This window comes from Pseudomonas sp. 30_B (assembly GCF_017491605.1).
GTDB lineage: Bacteria > Pseudomonadota > Gammaproteobacteria > Pseudomonadales > Pseudomonadaceae > Pseudomonas.
In genome coordinates, this window is record NZ_JAFGYY010000027.1 from 1 (window position 1) to 19,398 (window position 19,398).

Below are 19,398 nucleotides of genomic sequence, written 5' to 3' on the forward strand. Positions count from 1 at the left end.
GCACACGCCGAAGCGGCGCAGAAACACCTAACCTCAACACGGCGGATAACGCCTGAGGCGTTATTCGTCCTACGAAGAGCAAGAGCATCGCGGACGGAGTCCGCTCCTACGTGGGCGGGAATATCCGGGGTTCCGCCGGTGGGAATGGAGTCATCCGCGATGGATTTCGCGGACAAGGTCCGCTCCTACGAGGGGCCCTGGCCGTCAATTCCGCCGTGGGAATTGACGGCGCAGCCATAAAAAAGCCCCCGCACCAGTCGGTACGGGGGCATTGGCGCCGATGAGGGAAGCGCCAGACTCAGCGAGCTACTGCGCGCAGCGGCTCGACGTTCTCGGTGGTGCGCCCGTAGACGTCTTCCAGACGCTCGATGTCGTCTTCGCCCAGGTAGCTGCCCGACTGTACCTCGATGATCTCCAGCGGGATCTTGCCCGGGTTGGCCAGGCGGTGGACCGAGGCGATCGGGATGTAGGTGGACTGGTTCTCGGTGAGCAGGAAGGTGTTGTCGTCACAGGTCACCTGGGCCGTGCCGGATACCACGATCCAGTGCTCGGCGCGGTGGTGGTGCATCTGCAGCGACAGGCGTGCGCCCGGCTTCACGGTGATGTGCTTGACCTGGAAGCGGCCGCCCATGTCCACCGAGTCGTAGGAGCCCCACGGGCGGTAGACCTGGCAGTGGTTCTGGGTTTCGCTGCGGCCGGCGGCGTCGAGCTGGTTGACCACCTTCTTGACGTCCTGCACGCGGTCCTTGTGGGCAATCATCATGGCGTCCTTGGTCTCGACGACCACGATGTCCTCAAGACCCACCACCGAAACCAGCTTGCCGTTGCCGTGCACCAGGCAGTTGTGGCTGTCGTGGACCACCACGTCGCCCATGGTGACGTTGCCATCGGCGTCCTTCTCGTGGACTTCCCAGATCGACGACCAGCTGCCGACGTCGTTCCAGCCGGCGGCCAGCGGCACTACGCAGGCGCGGCGGGTCTTTTCCATTACGGCGTAGTCGATGGAGTTGTCCGGGCAGCACTCGAAGGTGGCGGCGTCGATGCTCACCACGTTGCCGTCGTGCTGGCTGCGCTCCAGGGCGAGCAGGCAGGTGTCGTAGATGTCGGTGTCGTGCTTCTTCAGTTCTTCCAGGAAGCGGCTGGCGCGGAACAGGAACATGCCGCTGTTCCAGTAGTAGCCGCCTTCCTCGACGAATTGTTTGGCGCGGGCTTCGTCGGGCTTCTCGATGAAGCGCTCGACCCGGATCACGCCGTCCGGCAGGCCGCGCTCGTCGCCGGACTTGATGTAGCCGTAGCCGGTTTCCGGGCGATTGGCAGGAACGCCGAAGAGCACCATTTCGCCTTTCTCGGCGGCGTTGGTGGCCAGGGCAAGGGCTCGCTGGAAGGCGCGCTGGTCCTCGATCACGTGGTCGGCCGGGAGGATCAGCAGCAGCTCGTCACGGCCTTCGGCGATCAGCTTCATGGCGGCAATCGCCACGGCCGGCGCGGTATTGCGGCCGAAGGGTTCGAGCAGGATGGCCTGGGTGTTCAGCTGCAGCGCGTCGAGCTGCTCCTGGACGATGAAACGGTGCTCCTGGTTGCTGACCACCACCGGCGCTTCCATGCCGTCGAAGATCAGGCGCTCCAGCGTCTGCTGGAAAAGGGTGTGCTCGCCGGTGAGGGCGAGGAACTGCTTGGGGTACTGCTTGCGGGAAAGAGGCCAGAGTCGCGAGCCGCTGCCACCGGAAAGGATTACTGGAATCATGGGGTTTCTCCTAAAGCGTTCGTGCGTACTGTTTGCCGCGCCACACCATGTGACCCGACGTGCCTTGTGGGTGACCTCTCCTGTGCATGCCGTCGTTGCGGCGCACTGATTCTTCTGCCGGTGCGATGCCGGTCTTGTTGTTCTGGAAGGGCAGGGGCGCCATGGGAGCGCCCTCACCCCGAGGCTCGCCCCGGAGGGCGAGCAGGCAGTTCGTGCCGGCGGGAGACGCGCAGTCTCGTCCGCACTCCGGGTGGGAGCGGTTGGGGAACGGCCGCCGGCTCATGGGATCAGTCCACTTTCACGGGGCGCTTGACCCATACCGGGTTGAGCTTGCCGCCCTCGCCGGTGACGTAGAGGCAGACCACTTCGCCGCGCTCGAGGGTGACGGGCTTGAGGTCGCTGACCTTCTTCGCACCGTCGTACAGCGCCAGGTTCACTTTCACCGGGTTGATCTCGCGGTCGCCGTGGCTTTGCGGGGCGACGTTGGCGACCACGTCGGTCTTGCCGTCGGCGGTTTTCAGGGTCAGGGCCTGGCCGCTCAGGTTCTGCACGCGGACCAGGGCTTTCTGCTTGTTCTTGAACGGCGGCTCGGGCACCAGGCGCGGCTGGCCGCCGGGCTGGCTGACGAGGGTGTAGTAGGCGTCCGGATCGAGTTTCACCGGCAGGTTCTGGCTACCGACCTTGGCGGTGTAGCTGCCCGCCGGGAGGAATTTGAAGTCGCTGGAGCCCAGCGGCGAGACGTCGTTCAGGGTGGCGTTGCCGACCGCGACGTTCAGCTCGGAGCTGCCGGCGTTGTAGGCCCGCACGAAGGCCGAGCCCTTGGGCGCCTGTGGCCCGTAGAGCGCGCCTTCACCGCCGGCGAAGGCGCCGAAGGATGCGGTGCCCAGGGCGAGTGCCAGTGCGGACGACTTCAGGATGCGAATGGTCAGTCGGTTCATGGGGTGTACCTCCGTCTTTCTCTCTTGTGGGCATGGGTGATGCCCTGTCGCGGCGCTACGCAATGAATCAATGGCTGCCTGCGCTTGCTCATGCTGCGTTGGCTGCAGGCTCGAAATGCTCATTTGCAGATGCAAACTGCGCTTTCTCGCCTGCAGCCGCCTTGCCTGAGCGGCGCTCGGCTAGCCCTTGATCCACTGCTCAGTGCGCCGTTGGGTTGCCTGCCTGGTTGGTGGCGGCCAGGCGTTCGTCTCGGTTGCCTTCCGCGCGCAGCTGCGCCACCCAGTCCGGGTTGAACTGGCTGAGGTCGCTGTGCATCGGCAGGTAGCGTTCGGGGAATTCCCAGACCAGCAGTTGCGCCGGCTTCTGCTTGAAGCCTTCGTCCTGCAGGAGTTCGAGCATCGGCTCCAGGGGGCCTTTGCCTTCTTTGGCGTAGTTGATGACATCCGCCGACAGCGCCTGCTTCAGGGCGCCGGCGAAGTTCCAGCGCGGGTTGGCGCTGTAGCTGGTGCCGACCAGGGCGACCTGCGGTTGGGCGCTGTCGCCGAACAGGTCATCGCCGCCGCTGTTGTCCGCGCCGGTCGCGGCCTCCGCGGCCGGGTGGGTCTGGCGCTGCTGGAGCTGGTCTTCGGGGGGCAGCAGTTTGGTGAACAGCGGGTCCAGCGGCAGGAAGGTGAGCAGGTCGCCCTTGTGCGGGCCGCTCTTGCCGGCTTCGGTGATGAAGGTCTGGGTTGGCAGATCGGCGCCCTGGCCGGCACGGATGCTTTCGCCCAGGCGCTGGGCCACGGCTTCGGCGCCCAGCGGGGTCCAGTGGGTGTCGGTGCGCAGGAAGACCTGGCCGTTGTCCTTGGCTTTTTCCATGGATTCCAACAGCTCCGGCGCGGCCATGCCGGCCTGGCGGGCGCGTTGCAGGAAGTCCTGGTAGAGCGAGGCGTGCAGCGCTGCCGGCTGTTCCTTGCCCAGGTACTCGGGATAGAGGCGGGTCTTGGCCGGGATGATCGCCAGCACCAGCTTCACGCCACGGCGCTCCAGCTCCTGCTGCACGCCGCGAATGAGCGCCCAGTTGTCGTCCAGTTGCTGCTGGGAGGGGGCGGGCTTGAACTCCTCGTCGGTGAACAGCCAGCCGTCCTTGCCGAGCACGACGCCCGGGCGGCCTTCCTCGAAGACGGTGTAGTCCAGCGCGGCCCAGAGGTTGGTGCCCAGACGCTTGATCGGGAATTGTTCGTCATAGTGGCCTTCGAAGGCGTGGGCCAGCTTGCCGTTGAGCACGGTAGTGCCCTCGGCGGCGGAGAAGCTGGGGAAGGCCTTCAGCGACAGGCCGGCCAGGCCCAGCAGCATCCCGCCGAACACGGCGATGTAGGTGTACTGCAGGGGCTTGCTGATGTGCGTGTGTGTAGTCGGTTGCATGATCCGGCCTCGCTCAGAACTGGAAGTAGAGGAACGGCGAGTAGCTCTGCGCCGAGAGCTTGAGCACCGAGGCGGCGAACAGCAGGAGCAGGGCGACGCGGGTCGCCAACACCGGCAGCTGGGTCATCACGCTCGCCGGGTAGGCCGCCGCAGCGCTGGACGAGTAGGTGATGGCCGGGCCACCGGTGCCGATCTGTTCGGTCTTCGCCGCGGCCTTGGGCGCTTTGTCCTGCATGGGCTGCTGGTGGAACTGGCGGATGCCGAAGAAGGCCAGGACGATGTAGGCGATCACCAGGGTGCCGACCTGCAGGCCGGTGAGGCTGGCGCGGTTGAGTTCGGAGAGCTGCCAGTTGCCGAAGCTGAACATGGCTTCGTACATGCGCCAGGCCACGTGCAGGTTCTCGGCGCGGAAGATGACCCAGCCGACGATCACCAGCAGGAAGGTGAACACCCACTTCACCGGGTTGAGCACGTGGGGCGCGGCGTTCACGCCCAGGGCACGCTCGATGGCCAGCCACACGCCGTGCCAGGCGCCCCAGATGATGTAGGTGACGTTGGCGCCGTGCCACAGGCCGCCCAGCAGCATGGTGAGGATCAGGTTGCGGTAGGTCTGGAAGGTGGTGCCGCGGTTACCGCCCAGGCTGATGTACAGGTAGTCGCGCAGCCAGGTGGACAGGCTGATGTGCCAGCGACGCCAGAACTCGGTGATGGACTGGCTGATGTAGGGCTGGTTGAAGTTCTCCATGAAGCGGAAGCCCATCATCAGGCCCAGGCCGATGGCCATGTCGCTATAGCCGGAGAAGTCGAAGTACAGCTGCGCGGTGTAGGCCATGGCGCCGAGCCAGGCGTCGCCCGTGGTTGGGGCCTGCAGGGCGAAGCAGTGGTCGGCCACGGCCGCCAGGGTGTCGGCGATGAACACCTTCTTGACGAAGCCCTGCATGAAGCGGGTGCAGCCTTCGGCGAACTTGTCGACGGTGTGGGTGCGGTGGTTGAACTGGTCGACCAGGTCCTTGAAGCGCAGCACGGGGCCGGCGATCAGGTGCGGGAAGATCGCCACGAAGGCCGCGAAGTCGATCAGGTTGTGCGTCGCCGGGGTGTCGCCGCGGTACACGTCGATGATGTAGCTGATCGATTCGAAGGTGTAGAAGCTGATGCCGATGGGCAGCAGGATGTGGGTCAGGACGAAGGGCTGCATGCCCATCGAGGTGATGATCTGGTTGAGGCTGTCGACGCCGAAGTTGGCGTACTTGAAGTAGCCGAGCACGCAGAGGTCGACCACCACGCCGAGGATCAGCCAGCGCTGCGCGGCCTTGGTGCGTACGCCGGCCGCACCGATGCGCAGGCCGATCCAGTAGTTGAACAGCGTCACGCCGGCGAACAGGGCCAGGAAGTCGACACGCCACCATGCGTAGAAGACGTAGCTGGCTACCAGCAACAGGAGGTTGCGGTAGCGGTTCCCGCTCAGGTAGTACAGGCCGAGGAACATCGGCAGGAACAGGAACAGGAACACGTTGGAAGAAAAGACCATTCCGCGTCTCTCTCTGGAGCTTCAAACCTAAGGTCGCTCCAGCCTTTCCGGCATCTTTCGATGCCCAGAGGAAAGGCCGGGACAACCCGCCATTCCTCCCCTGGTATTGCTTAATCTGTTGCGCCCGCCCGCGTCTTTGTCGCGTGGGTCGGGTGGTGCTGTTGTTGCTTCGGAGCAGGGGCTTGCCCTAACCCCAGCCCTCGGCTTTGGCATCCTGCGTCGCCCTACCTCCTGCATCCATGCAGTCGTCTCCCGGAGGGAGAGGGGGCCGTCCGGAGTTGCCGGTTGGCCCGGTGTTTCGCTTGATGCCGCTCAGTCCCCTCTCCCTTTGGGAGAGGGTTAGGGTGAGGGGCTCTCAGGCCTTCTCGCTTGCCAGGTCGAACCTCTCGTCGTCACGGAGAGGCCGGGGTGGGTCGCTGCTTCAGCTCCCCGCCCCCTGTCGGTTGAAAACCTTGGTCACCTCGCCACCCAGGCGGAAGCTGTTGAAGGGTTCCATCTTCTTCTTCCAGTCCTGGGTCTTGGGCGCGCAGCTGTAGAGCGCGCAGTAGGGTTCCAGCCAGGCGAACTTGCTGTTCTCCTTGAGATCGTCCATGTCCTGGTCCTTGCCGGTCTTCTCGTCGAAGTCGTTCTGGTCGTCCACGCCTTGCATCACGCGGTTGGCCAGGCGCTGCAGGGCGCCGTTGTTTTCCTGGCGCAGGTCGACGCCGTTCACCTGGGCGAAGGCGGCGATCATGGTCAGCGGCGGCAGCGAGTAGTTGTGGTAGGACAGCGCGCGCTGGTTGCGCTTGAGTTCGTTGGGCAGGTAGCCGTCGTTGTCCACCTGGTTGGCGGCGACCTTGAACTCCTGCACGGACCAGTCGAACAGGTCGCGGCGGTTAGTCACCACGGCGGTGGACATCACCGACCAGGCGGCCCAGTAGGAGTGGTTGTTGATCTTCTTCAGCGGCAGGTCGCTCCAGTCGCGTACCACCTGGCTGCCCAGGGTGCTGAACCAGCTCTCGATGGTCTTCGACTGCTCGGCATAGGCCGACAGCGGACGGCTGCTGGAGAACTTCAGGCGCATGTAGGACGACGACAGGCTGCCAAGGGCCCATTTGCGCATGGACTTGCCGGTGTGGTTGAAGTCGGTGCTCTCCAGCGCGCCGGCCTGGGCCCAGGCTTCCAGCCAGTTCATCGCGCAGTCCAGGTCACCCTTGTTGCCGCTGCGCATGTACTGGGTGATCAGCTTGGCGGTGCCGCGCTCCATCTCGGTGATGTCCTTGATCTGCGAGCGGAACTCTTTTTCCGCGTCGGCATTGAGCGTCGAGCGCGACGAGTCCGAGCCCTTGTACTTGCTGGTGAACTGCAGGCTGCCGGTGTAGGGCGTGGGGATCGCCGGACAGCTGTCCGAGTCCTTCTTGCTGCCTTTTTCACCGACGGCGGAGAAGTAACCCGGTGGCGGCACCAGGTCGGCGGCGCGAGTGGCCTGGCCGCCGAACAGCGCGCCGACCACGGCGATGGTCAGGCCGATTCGGGCAACCACGGGGGTCTTGATCTTGCGTAGGCTGGGCATGGCTTTCGTCCCCGCTCTCTAGTTGGCGGCCATATCGGCCGACTTGGCTTTGGGGGTCTGACAGAGCTTGGCCTCGACCTCCAGGCCCGCCGGCATGTCTTCCGGCGCCTCGATTTCCAGGGAGAGGAACTGCTGGTTCGACCAGTCTTCGTCGTTGCGCAGCTCGAAGACGTAGCGGCCGCCGGTATCCACGGCCTTGGACTGTTCGATCTTGAGCTGTTCGCGACGACCGTTCATGTACCAGATGGTGTTCTTGAGTTCGTGCACGCCGGGGTCGGAGTAGGTGACGTCGGCGGTGTAGCTGCCCGAGCGGATCGGCGCTGCGCCACTGTTGACCAGTACCTCGTTGCTGCCCGGATGCAACTTGACCTTGCGGGTCAGCGCCGGCTTGCCGTCGGCGCAGCCGTTGTCCACCAGCGGCATGGCCTGGCGGTAGAAACTCTTCTGCGCCATGTCGTAGTGGGTGGCGAATTCCCAGATGAGGATCTTCGGCGGCTTGTCGTGGAATTCCTTGCTGGTCATGTAGGCCAGCAACGAGCTGTCGAAGCCGCCACCGGAGACGGCGTTGTTGAGGATGTCGACCTTGGCGTACTCCTCCAGGAAGCCGGCGAAGTTGTAGGCCGGGCCGCTGTTGGAGGTGCCGACCAGCGCGACCTGGGCGTTGCCGCCTTCGCCGAACAGGTCGCCGCCGCCCGAATCGCCCACCGGCTCGGTCTCGAAGCGGTCGACGTACTGCGGTGCATAGCCGCTGCCGCACAGCTGGGCGGCGGCCTTGTGGAAGGTGCCGAGCTTGGACAGCAGGCCCACGCGCTTGCTTTCGAAGTCCTTCTTCGGCACGTCCTTGTACGACGGGATTTCCTTCAGGGTCTCGGCCACGATCTTCGCGCTGCGCATCGCGCCGTACGGGGTCCAGTGGTGGTCGCCCTTGAAGTAGTAGGGGTGCTCTTCCTTCTCGTCGAACAGCGGGGAGAAGTCCGGGGTGTAGATGCCGGCCTTGCGGAACTGCTCGATGGTCGCCAGGTAGTTCCGCTTGGCCAGTTCATAGTTGAAGCTGGCCTTTTCCTGCGGGTTGAGCTTCTCGCGGTTCACCAGGCCACGGGTGGGCTGGTAGACGACGACCAGGTCGATGCCCTTGCGCTTGAGTTCGTCGCGCAGCTGCTTGAGCTCGCGCCAGCCCTCGGCGCTGGTGCCGAAGTCGGTGCGCAGGTCGTAGGTGGTACGGAACAGCCAGTCTTCCTGGGCCGGCACCAGGTGGGTGAAGAAGCCCAGGTACTTGGTGTTGTAGGCCGCGTCGTTGGCCGCGTTCGGGCACAGGGCCGGGGTCGGCTGGGCAGTGTAGGTCGGCGCCGAAGCGTCGGCGGCCAGGGCCTGCTGGGCGAGCAGCAGGCTGGCGGTGAGGCCCGACAGGCGCAGCAGGTTGGAAGTCATACGTTTCATGGTCGGTCGGTCCTCAGTTCTGCAGTTCGGCCTGGCTTTCCACGGGGTCGAGCAGCACGGCGCGTTGCTGGCGTACCAGCAGGTCGAAGATCTGTTCCTGTTTCTCGCCCAGCACGCCGTTGAAGGAGATGCCGGAAGACTTGGTTGGGCCGAGCATGCTGACCTTGTAGAGCTCCAGCGACAGCGGCGAGTCCACCGACAGCGGGCCGGAGCCGTTGCCGGCCAGCTTGCCGCCGACCACGATCAGCGAGACCTTGGTGTCGAAGGGGTCGAGGTCGATGTTGCGGTCGGTGTCGGACAGGTCCTTGATGTGGCCGTAGACGCCCATCAATTGGTTGCCGGCGGCGAGGTTCTCGTACAGGCGGATGTTCACGCTGTTACGGATACGGATGCCGTGGCGCAGGTTGGCCAGCACCTGGTTGCCATAGATGAGGTTGTCGCCCGACTCGTAGAGGGTGATGCCGTCGGAGTGGTTGCGGTAAACCTCGTTGTAGGCGACCAGGTTGCGTTCGGAGTTACGGTCCAGGACGATCCCGGAAAGGTGGTTGTCGTAGGTCTTGTTCTTGAAGATCCAGCTGTCGTTCACCTCACGGGAAACGATGATGCCGTGCTTCTTCTTGGTCCCGTGGACCTCGTTCTCGGCGATGATCAGGCGGTGCGAGCGGTCGTGCGGGTCGATGCCGTAGATGATGTTGTCGCGGTAGGTATTGCCGCGCACCACGAGGTCGTCGGCCTCGTAGCAGTAGAAGCCGTACCAAGCGTCGACGAAGGTCGAGCCGATCACCCAGCCCTTGGGACGCGGACGTTTCATGGTCTTGTCCATGCCCGGGCTGTACTGGGAGATGGAGATGCCGTAGGCCTTGGAGGCGTTGTAGCCGAAGCTGGTGAAGGTGCTGTTCACCAGATAGGCCTCGGCGCCGCCCCAGGAGATCAGGAAGGGACGGAATTCATTCGGGGACTTGAACCAGGCCGGTTCCTTCTTCGCCTCGTTCCAGGCGGTGACCTTGGTGTCGCGGACGAACAGCTTGCCGTCGTTAACCAGGAACGCGCCGCGGTCCTGGGACAGGCGCAGCTCCTTGACCTTGCCGTCGATCTCCAGGGTTGCGCCCTGGCTCACCACGATGGGCAGGCGGGCCACGTAGATACCGGGCTCGACCTCTTCCAGCGCGGTCTTCGGCAGCTTGCCGATGAGATCGGACAGGTTGACGTAGCCGCCTTCGATGAAGACCGCCTGGGGCATCTGGCGTTGGCGCTTCACCCATTCGGCGAGGCGGTTCTTGCCGCCGGTGAATTCCTTCAGCGGTTGCTGCTGGACCATGCGCTGCACCAGGGCCTTGCCATGTTTGCTGCGGTCGATCTTCTTCTGTACGGCCTCGGCGGTATAGCCGGTGAGGTCGGGCAGCTTGGGCGGGTCCAGCTTCAGCGGCTCGCTGGGCGCGGTGGTCACGGTGTAGTTGCCGGACTGCTTGAGTGTCTTGGTATGGCCCGGCTCGTTGTCCGCCGGTTCCTCGGGAGCCTTTTCGGTGCTGGTGCTTTTCGCACTGTCCTTCTTGCCATGGGCGGCGGTGGCCGCCTTGGCGCTGGCGGCGGCTTTTTCCGCGGACGGTGCGGCCCACACCGGCGCGGCGGCGCTCAGCAGGCCGCCGAGCAGCAGCGCGGTAAGCGGCAGGGGGTGTAACGGATGGCGGTTCATGGCCGTTGTCTCCTTGCGAGCGCTGGCATGGCTTGTCGGGTTCCCGGGCTTGGGTGCGCGACGGGGCAGCGGGGCGGCCCGAAGGCCGCTGTCCGCCGGTGCTTTTCCGTCATTCCCGCTCAGGCGGGGAACCCACGACAAACCAGCCATCACTGCAGTCCTCAGAAGCGCCAGATGACGTCGATGAAGGCGTGGTGCATGGTCGAGTCCACGTGGCTGCCGTAGGCGTCGCCCGGCTTGAACACGCCGCCACGCAGGCGCACCAGTGCCGAGGGCTCGTCGATGCTCTGGCTCATCGACGCCGGCAGCAGACCCTGTTTGAAGTACTTGGTGACGACCAGGTCGGCCTCCTGGCCGAGGTCCTTGGAGTCGTTCACCAACGGAGCGTTGATGCCGCTGTTGCCGATGTCCGAGCCGCCGTCGACGCGACGGAACTTGTGGTACACGACGCTGGCGTCGTAGTCCTCGTGCATCTGCCAGGAACCGAACAGGGTGGCGGCCTCGACGTTCGAGAGCTCACCGCGGAAGGCTTCACCGAAGCGGGCCACGCGGGCGCGGGTGCCAGTGAAGTTGGAGCGGTTGCTTTCCAGGCCGGTCTGCTCGAACTGGTCCTCGCCGTTCTTGCCGCCGCCACTGCCGCGGGCGTAGGCGCCGCCGACGCGCCACTGCTCGTCGATGTTCCAGCGCAGGCCGAGGTCGACGCCGTAGGCGTCCACGTCGCCGCTCTGCTTGCCGGTGGCGATGCTCTCGCCGTTCACCGGGACGGTGGTCAGGCGATCGCGGTTACCGGTCAGCCAGGTGGCGCCGGCCCAGTAGTTGATGGGCATCTGCGAGCGCCAGTTGTAGCCGTCGCCGTTGGCTTCCAGGCCCACCCAGGTGAGGTCGCCGGTGGATTTCTTGTCCAGCGAGTCGACGGTTTCGCCCGGGTCCGGCAGGCTGCCGCTGTCGTCGGCGTGGTGCAGGCGCAGGCCGACCCAGTGGTTGGGCATCCACTGCGTGGAGATGTCGCCGAAGACGTGGGTGCGGTCCTTGTCCGCCGGTGCCAGGTCGGTGATGTCAGTGCGGTAGTCGGAGAAGCGCTGGGCGGCGCCGACGTGGGCACGCAGCAGGGTGGTGTCGAAGGTCCAGTTCAGGGCCTCGATATTGGTGTCCTGCCAGGTGCCGCTTTCTTCTCGCAGGCGCTGGCGGCCGAAGCGCAGGTGCTCACCGGGGTACTGGGTAAGGCCGGCGTAGTCCACCCAGAATTCGCGCAGGGCCAGGTAGGCGTCGTCCGGCTCGCGCTTGTTGTCATTGCCGCTTCTGTCGTTGGTGACGTCGTCGGACTGCAGGGTGTCGGTCTGGATGGTGTCGGTGGCGGCGACCGCCTGACCCATCACGTAGGCGCTCCAGTCGCCCCACTGGCCGAAGGCCCAGGGACGCAGGTCGATACCGATACCGTTGAGGTCGCCGCCCGGGGCGGTGCCCAGGTCGCGGTCGTCCTCGGATTCGGCGGTGATCTTTACGTCGAGGCCGTAGTTCTTTGGCGGCTCCTCGGCCGCGTAGGCGAGACTGCCGAACAGGGTGCCGGCGAGGCTGATGCCGGCGCCGAGCATGGCTGGGAACAGGCGTGCGCGGCGAACGGCGGAAGCCAGAGCACGCGGCTGAATCCCTTCGACAAGAGCAAACGGCGGGGTGGTCATCGTATCGTTGCGCTTCATAGGTTTTCTTGTTCCTGGTTGTTCTGCAGAAGGCTGACGGTGGCTTGCCAGTTGGCGCCGCGCGTTTGTTCTTCGCGCTTGAGCAACTGCTGGGCAGCAGTGCGGTCAGCCGGTTGTATCTGCGGCTCGATCTGCGTCATCAGGTCGGTGGCGGTGGGGACCTGCTGGCGTTTTGCGAGCTCGCCGAACACGTAGGCGTTGACCAGGTTTGGCCGGACGCCACGTCCCTGCGAATACAGTTGCGCCAGAGCCATGTCGGCGCTGGCTTGTCCTGCGCGGGCGGCGATCAGCAGGTGGTCCACCGCTTTCTGCGGGTAGACCTTGCCGAGGTAGCCGCGGCGGTAGATCTGGCCCAGGTAGTAATGCGCCTGAGGCTCGGTGGCGGCGGCCTTGAGCAGGTGCTGCTCGGCCTTCTGCGGTTCCTGCGGGGCCCACTTGCCGTCGTAGTAGAGGCGGCCCAGCAACAGCTCGGCGCGCGGTTGGGCGGCGTCCTGGGCCTTCTTCAGGTAGTCGAGCATCTGGTTCAGGTCGCCCAGGTCGGGGTTGTCGTACTGCAGCTTGGCCAGGCTCACCCAGCCCGCCGGGTAGGTCGGCGCGATCTCGGTGAGCAGCGCCTGCGCGGCTTGCGGATCGGGCGTGCCGAGGTTCGGATCGGCCAGCACGCCGGCCACCGAGTCGACGCGCTCGGAGGGCACGCGGCCGGCTTTCCAGGCGGCCTTGAGTGCTTCGATGTGGGCCTTCTGCTTATCCGCGTTGCCCTGGATCTGGTACACGGTGGCCAGCTCCATCCAGCACACGTCCATGCGGTTCAGCCAGCGCTGGCAGACCTGCTCGACCTCGCCCAGGTGCTGGTTGTAGGTGCCCTGGGTGCGGTAGAGGATGATCTGCGCCAGGTCCGCCTGCGGCAGGCCCTGTTCGCGCCACTGGTCGATGCGCTGCTGCGGGTTCACGTTCGGCCAGGCCTGCGGGTATTGCAGGTAGAGGACGATCAGCGGCACCAATGCGCTGTCCTCGCCTTCGTTGAAGGCGCGGGTCAGCAGTTGCTCGGCTTCGCGGTGCTCGGCGTCGGTGCCGCCGGGCTTGGCCGCCAGCCATTTGCCCAGGCGGGCACGGGCGCGCGGCGAGGTCTCGGCCGCTTCGCGGTAGAGCTTCTCGGCGCGGGCCTGTTCGGCCGGGTCGCCGGTGGCGGTCTGCATGTCGGCCAGACCGACCTGTGCGTCGGCGTACCCCATGGTCGCCAGGGCCTGGAAGTTGGCCTGGGCGGTGGCGATGTCGCCACGCTCCAGGGCCTCCTGGGCCAGGCGCTCGTCAGGCAGGCCGGCGCAGCCAGCGGCCACGGCGATGGCCAGTGCCAGGGCCAGCTTCGGGGCCATCTTCAGGGCAAGGGCTTCGACGGGACGGTTCATGGCATGTTCCCTCTTAGCGTGCGGTGGCCAGGGCCATCGCCTTGTTCAGCAGGGTGCGGCCCGGCAGGCCGCCGATGCTGACTTCGGTCGGGCGACCGGCGAGCAGGGTGTCCAGCGGCTGGTCGGGCTGGATCTGCACGCGGATTTCCGAGGCCAGGTCGCCGTCCACCGGAGCGGTGCGGACGATACGGCCGCCACGGACTTCGCTGTCACCGGCGATCTGGAAGTGCACGGCGGTGCCCGGCGAGAGTTCGGCGGCGTTGCGGTAGGGGAAGCGCGCCTCGACGGTGGCGGTGCTGTCGCGCGGGGTCAGGGTGAAGATGATGTCGCCCTTGTTGGCGAACTGGCCGTTGGCCACGCGCTGCTCGACCACGCGGCAGTCGCACGGGCTGGTCAGGGTGCCTTTCATCTGGTGGCCGAACAGCTTCTCGATATTGCTCGGGCTGAGCTGTTCTTCGCTCAGGTTGCCCTTGAGCAGGTCCAGCAGGTTGGCGGAGAAGGTGGCGATCGGCGCGCCCTTGGCCACGTCCGCGCCGGCTTCCACCAGGCTCTCCACGGTGCCTTCGCGGGGCATGGTGATCTGCTGGTTGGCGACGTTGACCACGCCCGAGTCGGCGTGGGTGACGAAGTACAGGTTGTAGACCTGGTTGAGGATGACCGCGAAGGCGCCCACGCCGACCACGAAGATGGCGGTGCTCAGGGTCACGGCGCGCATGCGGCTGAAGAAGCCCATGCCGCCGGAGCCTGCGCCGTGCTTGCGGGCCTTGGTGAAGTTCTCGCGCTGCAGGGTGTTGAGCATGTCGCCGACGCTGATCACTTCACCGGCCAGGAAGGAGGTGATCAGGTAGCGCAGGGCGGCGACTTCGCGCGGCTTCAGGTGCTGGAATTCGCAACCGACGCGGCGGCTGTCCGGGTCGTAGGAGCGCACCTGGAAGTCCACTTCCAGGGAAAAGCTGATGCTGTCGATCTGGAACAGCAGCTTGCCCTTGTGCAGGTCGCCGGCCTGGATCGGCGCGCCGCTGGCGGTGAAGGCGAAGCCGCCGGCGGAGATGTCCAGCAGGCGGGCATCGACACCTTCACGGTTGGCACCGATATAGCGGATGCGCGCGGGCAGTTTGACCCGGGCATGCTGGCGCTGGGCTTCGGATTCGTGCACGACATTGACGTTGACGGCGGTATTCATGTGGGCGAGTCCTGTTGTAGCTAATAGGGGCGGTCAGACGATGGTCAGCAGTACGGCAACGAAGACGCTGGCCGCGGAGAAGGTCATGGCGCGTGAGGACCAGGTGTTGAACCATTGCTGGAAGCTGGCCAGGCCACGGTCGAGCTTGGTGTTCTGGCGGGTCCAGGACTGCTGGTCGAGGCGGAAGAACACGTAGATCTTCACCATGGCGCCGACGATCTGGTTGTAATAAAGAATCAGCGGGTAGGCCGGCCCGATGTGGTGCCCCGACAGCGACAGCAGCAGGGTCAGCACGAAGCGGGTGATCCCGATCCACAGCAGGTAGACCAGCAGGAAGACGATGCTGTACTTGATGCTGGCGATGATCGCGGCGACCAGGCCGAGCAGGCAGGTCCACATCGACAGGCGCTGGTCGAACAGCACCACGCTGGTGAACCAGCCCAGGCGCTGGGGGCCCAGGGCCAGGGCCCGGGAGTTCTGCCGCAGGTTGTTGCCGTACCAGCGGAACATCAGCTTGCGGCTGGCCTTGACGAAGCTCTTCTCCGGCGGGTGCTCGACGGTATTGATCGCCGCGTCCGGCACGTAGAAGGTGTCGTAGCCCAGGCGCATCAGGCTGTACCAGCTGGACTTGTCGTCGCCGGTGAGGAACTGGAAGCGGCCCAGGCGCCAGTGGTCGAGGTGGTCGCTTTCCACGTCGGCGATGAAGTCCGGGTCGGTGACGACCTGGGCGCGGAACACCGACATGCGCCCGGTCATGGTCAGCACGCGCTTGGACAGTGCCATCGAGCACATGTTGATGTGGCGCTGGGCGAAGCGCAGCTTGTGCCACTCGCTCATGATGTAGCCGCCCTGCACCTCGCAGAATTCGTTAGTGGTCAGGCCGCCGACATTGGAGAAGAGCTTGAACCAGGGCACGGTCTTGCGCACCACGCCGGGCTCCAGCACGGTGTCGCCGTCGATCACTGCGACCACGGCGTGTTCGTCCGGCAGGTCACGGGAGATGGCGCGGAAGCCGTGGGCCAGGCCGTCGCGCTTGCCGGTGCCGGGGATGCGCACGAAGTCGAGCGAAACGTGTTCCGGCGGATTGAGTTTCTGCCACTGCTGCTTGATCAGCACCTCGTCGGACATCTCGACGATGGAGCACACCACGGTGGTGGGATAGCCGCAGGCGATGGCCTCCTGGATGACCGAGCGATAGACCATGGAGGTGGTCAGCGCGTCGATGCGGAAGCTGGTGACCATCAGGAAGACATGGGATGGATCGGCCGCGTCGCCCATCTTGCGCAGCTTGCGGCGGTAGTAGGGGTAGACCCCGTAGAGGAACAGCATGCCGCGCAGGAAGTGCAGGCCGCCCATCGAATAGCGCCAGATGCCGACCGCACCGATCAGCAGCAGGAAGTCCTTGGAATCGGCGTCGAACACGGTCTTGGGCACTGCCAGCGCCAATACCATCAGCAGGCTGAGGAAGGCCAGCCAGCCCAGGGCTTCACCGATTACTCGTTTGTAGGTTTCCATGGTCATGCATCCGTCTGGTGAGGTCCGGTTACCAGCACGCGTGGCGTGCTGGTAACCGGCGCTTTTTCGCTCTGCGGGTAAGGTCTCGATCGAGCGAGCTAGAGTCCGGCTAGGCGGAGAGGGACGAGGAAGCGGAGTTCACTCAAGTGAATGAGCATTTCCGAGTTCCTCTCCAACGACGCCGGGCCGACGCGCAGCCGATCGATTCGGATCACCAGCAGATGCCTTCGGCGCGCTCGTTGGTGCCGTGCGACATGAAGCCGATCAGATCGACCACCTTCTTGCCCTGCGGCGCCTGGTTCACCACGTCGACGAACAGCTCGTCACCGTTGCCCAGCACCAGCACGTCGGAGGTCTTCACCACCTGGTCCAGGTCGGAAACCAGCAGCGAGGAGACGTGGGGGATCTTCGACTCGATGTACTCCTTGTTCGCGCCATGGACGCGGGCGTACTCGACGTTGCGGTCGAAGATCTGCAGCTCGTAGCCCTTGCCGATGAGCATCTCGGCCAGTTCCACCAGCGGGCTTTCGCGCAGGTCGTCGGTGCCGGACTTGAACGACAGGCCGAGCAGGCCAACCTTGCGGGTGCCGTGCGCGGTGATCAGGTCAAAGGCTTTCTGCACCTGGTGCTGGTTGCTGCGCATGATCGAGCCGAGCATCGGGTGCTCGACGTCCAGCTGGCTGGCGCGGTAGGTGAGGGCACGCACGTCCTTGGGCAGGCAGGAGCCGCCGAAGGCGAAGCCGGGCTTCATGTAGTAGCGCGACAGGTTGAGCTTGTTGTCCTGGCAGATGACGTCCATCACCTCGCGACCATCGACGCCCACCGCCTTGGCGATGTTGCCGATCTCGTTGGCGAAGGTGACCTTGGCGGCGTGCCAGACGTTGCAGGTGTACTTGATCATCTCGGCGACTTCGATCGACTTGCGGATGATCGGCGCGTCGAGTTCGCGGTAGATCTCTTCCAGCAGGTCGCCGGTCTTGGCGTCCAGTTCACCGATGACGGTCATGGGCGGGAAGTCGTAGTCCTTGATCGCGGTGGATTCGCGCAGGAACTCCGGGTTGGTGCCCACGCCGAAGTCGGTGCCGGCCTTCTTGCCCGAGCAGTCCTCGATGATCGGGATCACCACGTTGTTCACGGTGCCCGGCAGGACGGTGCTGCGCACCACCACGGTGTGGCGCTCTTTCTTTTCGCGGATCGCATAACCGATCTCGCGGCAGACCGACTCGATGTAGCCCAGGTCGAGGTCGCCATTCTTCTTGCTCGGCGTGCCGACGCAGATGAACGACACATCGGTATCCAGGACGGCCTTCTTGAAGTCGGTGGTGCCCGACAGGCGAGCGGAACGGATGCCCTGTTCCAGCAGCGATTCCAGACCGGGTTCGACGATGGGCGACTTCCCTTTGTTGATCAGATCGATCTTGGTGGTGGAAACATCCACCCCGACGACTTCGTGGCCTCGTGCGGACAGGCAGCCGGCACATACTGCGCCAACATACCCAAGACCAAAGATGCTGATTCGCATCGCATTCACCTCGTTCAATTGTCGAGCTTTCAAAGTTGCCCGGAAGGGCGGTTATATATCTGGCCCCGAAGGACCTTTATTCAGGGTGAAAGAACCCGCGGAAGGCACGCTCAGGTGTCCTCCGTACTTCCTCCGGTAAGGCAGGGAAAGTAGTGCTAAACTTCAGAGCACTGTCTTTGGGCAAGTTTCAAATACTTGCCCTGTTTTGTTGCAGGCGGATTTCACCCTGGGTTGTTTATCCGCTCCGCTGTGCTCCGAGTTGTGTAGATGACTGTCTTCGTCACCTAAAAATTCATTTTTTTCATGAGCTTGTGATCGTTCTGGTGTCGATTGGTAATGCCTTTAGGTAATTACCGTTAGAACAAAGCGCTCATCACATCAATGCAGTTTCGTGATCTGCATCAATGATCGTTGCGGAAATAGGATTTTTCCAAAGTGGGGTTAGTTCCTTCCACTCATCCCGCTTCTGAAATCTTTTGAAATATCCAAATGACATCATTTGATGCCGCGATAATGGCAAATCGGGAGTTGTTCGTGGGGCTGTCGTTACAGTGCAATATGCAAGGTCGGGAAAAGTTCAATTGAATTTTTGATTAAAAACGACCGCACATCGCGTTCAATACTTTCGTTCAGCTGCCGTTCAGCTTTCTCCATTGCAAGTTGCAATCGTGAAATGCACGTCATGGCAATCGGCTGCTAGTGGCCAGTGAGCAGCGGGAAGATGTCGATTTCGGAAGGTTTTCTTGCCAGTAGCGGCTGATCGGGGGCCGAAAAAAAATCTCACGATTTCCCCCGAAGCAGACGAACGGTTATCTAGACCCTTCAGGTAGTAAGGTCAATCGGGCATTTTTTGCGCAAGAAATAGACAACCCATGCCCTTTTGACTGACTCATTCAGTGGTCAATGGCTTACAGGCGATTTGGTATCAGGCGGGGAGGAAGGGCAGGAAAGGCGGGACGGGAGCCCGGCGGGGCTCCCGCAGGGCGGGTCAGTCTTCGGGATGATCGCGCAGGAACACCAGCTGGTCCGCCTTGGAGTGCTCGGCGCTATAGACGTAGCCGGCGTAGTTGAAGTCCTTCAGGCCTTCGGGGTTCTGCAGGCGCTCCTTGATCACGTAGCGCGCCATCATTCCGCGGGCCTTCTTGGCGTAGAAGCTGATGATCTTGTACTGGCCGTTCTTCAGGTCCTTGAACTCGGTATCGATCACCCGCGCGTTCAGGGCCTTGCGCTTGACGGCGCCGAAGTACTCGTTGGAGGCGAGGTTCAGCAGCACCTCGTCGCCCTGCTCGGCCAGGGCCTGGTTCAGCCAGCCGCTGATGCGCTCGCCCCAGAATGCATAGAGGTCCTTGCCACGGGCGTTGGCCAGCCGGGTGCCCATTTCCAGGCGGTACGGCTGCATCAGGTCCAGCGGGCGCAGCACGCCATACAGGCCGGAGAGCATGCGCAGGTGGCGCTGGGCGAAGTCGAAGTCGTTCTCGCCGAAGTCCTCGGCCTGCATGCCGGTATAGACGTCACCCTTGAAGGCCAGCAGCGCCTGCTTGGCGTTGGCCGGGGTGAAGTCCGGGTGCCAGCTGCCGAAGCGCGCGGCGTTCAGGCCGGCGAGCTTGTCCGACAGGTGCATCAGCTCGGCGATCTGCGCCGGCGACAGTTCCCGCAGGATGCCGATCAGTTCCTGGGCATCGTCCAGGTGCTCGGGCAGGGTGAAGCGCTGCGTCACCGGCGCGGTGTCGTAGTCCAGGGTCTTGGCGGGGGAAATCACCATCAGCATCGTGCGGTCT

13 protein-coding genes are annotated in these 19,398 nt (G+C 64.3%); all 13 read right to left on the minus strand.

The window, feature by feature from the left end; genetic code table 11:
- Positions 1–298: 298 nt before the first annotated feature.
- Positions 299–1,744: a mannose-1-phosphate guanylyltransferase/mannose-6-phosphate isomerase gene (locus tag J5M67_RS23110; protein ID WP_207887667.1), complete on the minus strand. Its 1,446-nt coding sequence runs from the start codon at positions 1,742–1,744 to the stop codon at positions 299–301.
- A gap of 287 nt (positions 1,745–2,031) precedes the next feature.
- Positions 2,032–2,682, minus strand: coding sequence for an alginate O-acetyltransferase AlgF (algF, locus tag J5M67_RS23115; protein WP_207887669.1), 651 nt, complete (start codon positions 2,680–2,682; stop codon positions 2,032–2,034).
- A gap of 199 nt (positions 2,683–2,881) precedes the next feature.
- Positions 2,882–4,087 carry an alginate O-acetyltransferase gene (locus tag J5M67_RS23120; RefSeq protein ID WP_207887671.1) on the minus strand — a complete coding sequence of 402 codons (1,206 nt, stop codon included), beginning with the start codon at positions 4,085–4,087 and terminating at the stop codon, positions 2,882–2,884.
- 13 nt (positions 4,088–4,100) lie between these two features.
- Positions 4,101–5,615 (minus strand): MBOAT family protein, encoded by a 1,515-nt coding sequence (locus tag J5M67_RS23125; RefSeq protein ID WP_207887673.1) that lies wholly within the window; start codon positions 5,613–5,615, stop codon positions 4,101–4,103.
- Between the two features lie 421 nt (positions 5,616–6,036).
- Positions 6,037–7,149: a mannuronate-specific alginate lyase gene (locus tag J5M67_RS23130; RefSeq protein ID WP_207887772.1), complete on the minus strand. Its 1,113-nt coding sequence runs from the start codon at positions 7,147–7,149 to the stop codon at positions 6,037–6,039.
- A gap of 36 nt (positions 7,150–7,185) precedes the next feature.
- The gene (locus J5M67_RS23135) at positions 7,186–8,604 is read right to left on the minus strand and encodes an alginate O-acetyltransferase (RefSeq protein WP_207887675.1); all 1,419 of its coding nucleotides are present in this window, start codon (positions 8,602–8,604) and stop codon (positions 7,186–7,188) included.
- A gap of 13 nt (positions 8,605–8,617) precedes the next feature.
- A complete protein-coding gene (gene algG, locus J5M67_RS23140) occupies positions 8,618–10,297 on the minus strand; it encodes a mannuronan 5-epimerase AlgG (RefSeq protein WP_207887677.1) in 1,680 nt (559 codons plus the stop codon).
- Positions 10,298–10,458: 161 nt separating this feature from the next.
- Positions 10,459–11,889 carry an alginate export family protein gene (locus tag J5M67_RS23145; protein WP_207887774.1) on the minus strand — a complete coding sequence of 477 codons (1,431 nt, stop codon included), beginning with the start codon at positions 11,887–11,889 and terminating at the stop codon, positions 10,459–10,461.
- A gap of 101 nt (positions 11,890–11,990) precedes the next feature.
- On the minus strand, positions 11,991–13,400 hold the full coding sequence (gene algK, locus J5M67_RS23150) for an alginate biosynthesis TPR repeat lipoprotein AlgK (protein WP_207887679.1): 1,410 nt from the start codon (positions 13,398–13,400) through the stop codon (positions 11,991–11,993).
- Between the two features lie 13 nt (positions 13,401–13,413).
- Positions 13,414–14,583 (minus strand): PilZ domain-containing protein, encoded by a 1,170-nt coding sequence (locus J5M67_RS23155; protein WP_207887681.1) that lies wholly within the window; start codon positions 14,581–14,583, stop codon positions 13,414–13,416.
- A gap of 33 nt (positions 14,584–14,616) precedes the next feature.
- Positions 14,617–16,098: a mannuronan synthase gene (gene alg8, locus J5M67_RS23160; RefSeq protein WP_207887683.1), complete on the minus strand. Its 1,482-nt coding sequence runs from the start codon at positions 16,096–16,098 to the stop codon at positions 14,617–14,619.
- 211 nt (positions 16,099–16,309) lie between these two features.
- Positions 16,310–17,620, minus strand: coding sequence for a GDP-mannose 6-dehydrogenase (gene algD, locus J5M67_RS23165; RefSeq protein ID WP_207887685.1), 1,311 nt, complete (start codon positions 17,618–17,620; stop codon positions 16,310–16,312).
- A gap of 988 nt (positions 17,621–18,608) precedes the next feature.
- A complete protein-coding gene (gene yaaA, locus J5M67_RS23170) occupies positions 18,609–19,388 on the minus strand; it encodes a peroxide stress protein YaaA (RefSeq protein WP_207887687.1) in 780 nt (259 codons plus the stop codon).
- Positions 19,389–19,398: the final 10 nt, after the last annotated feature.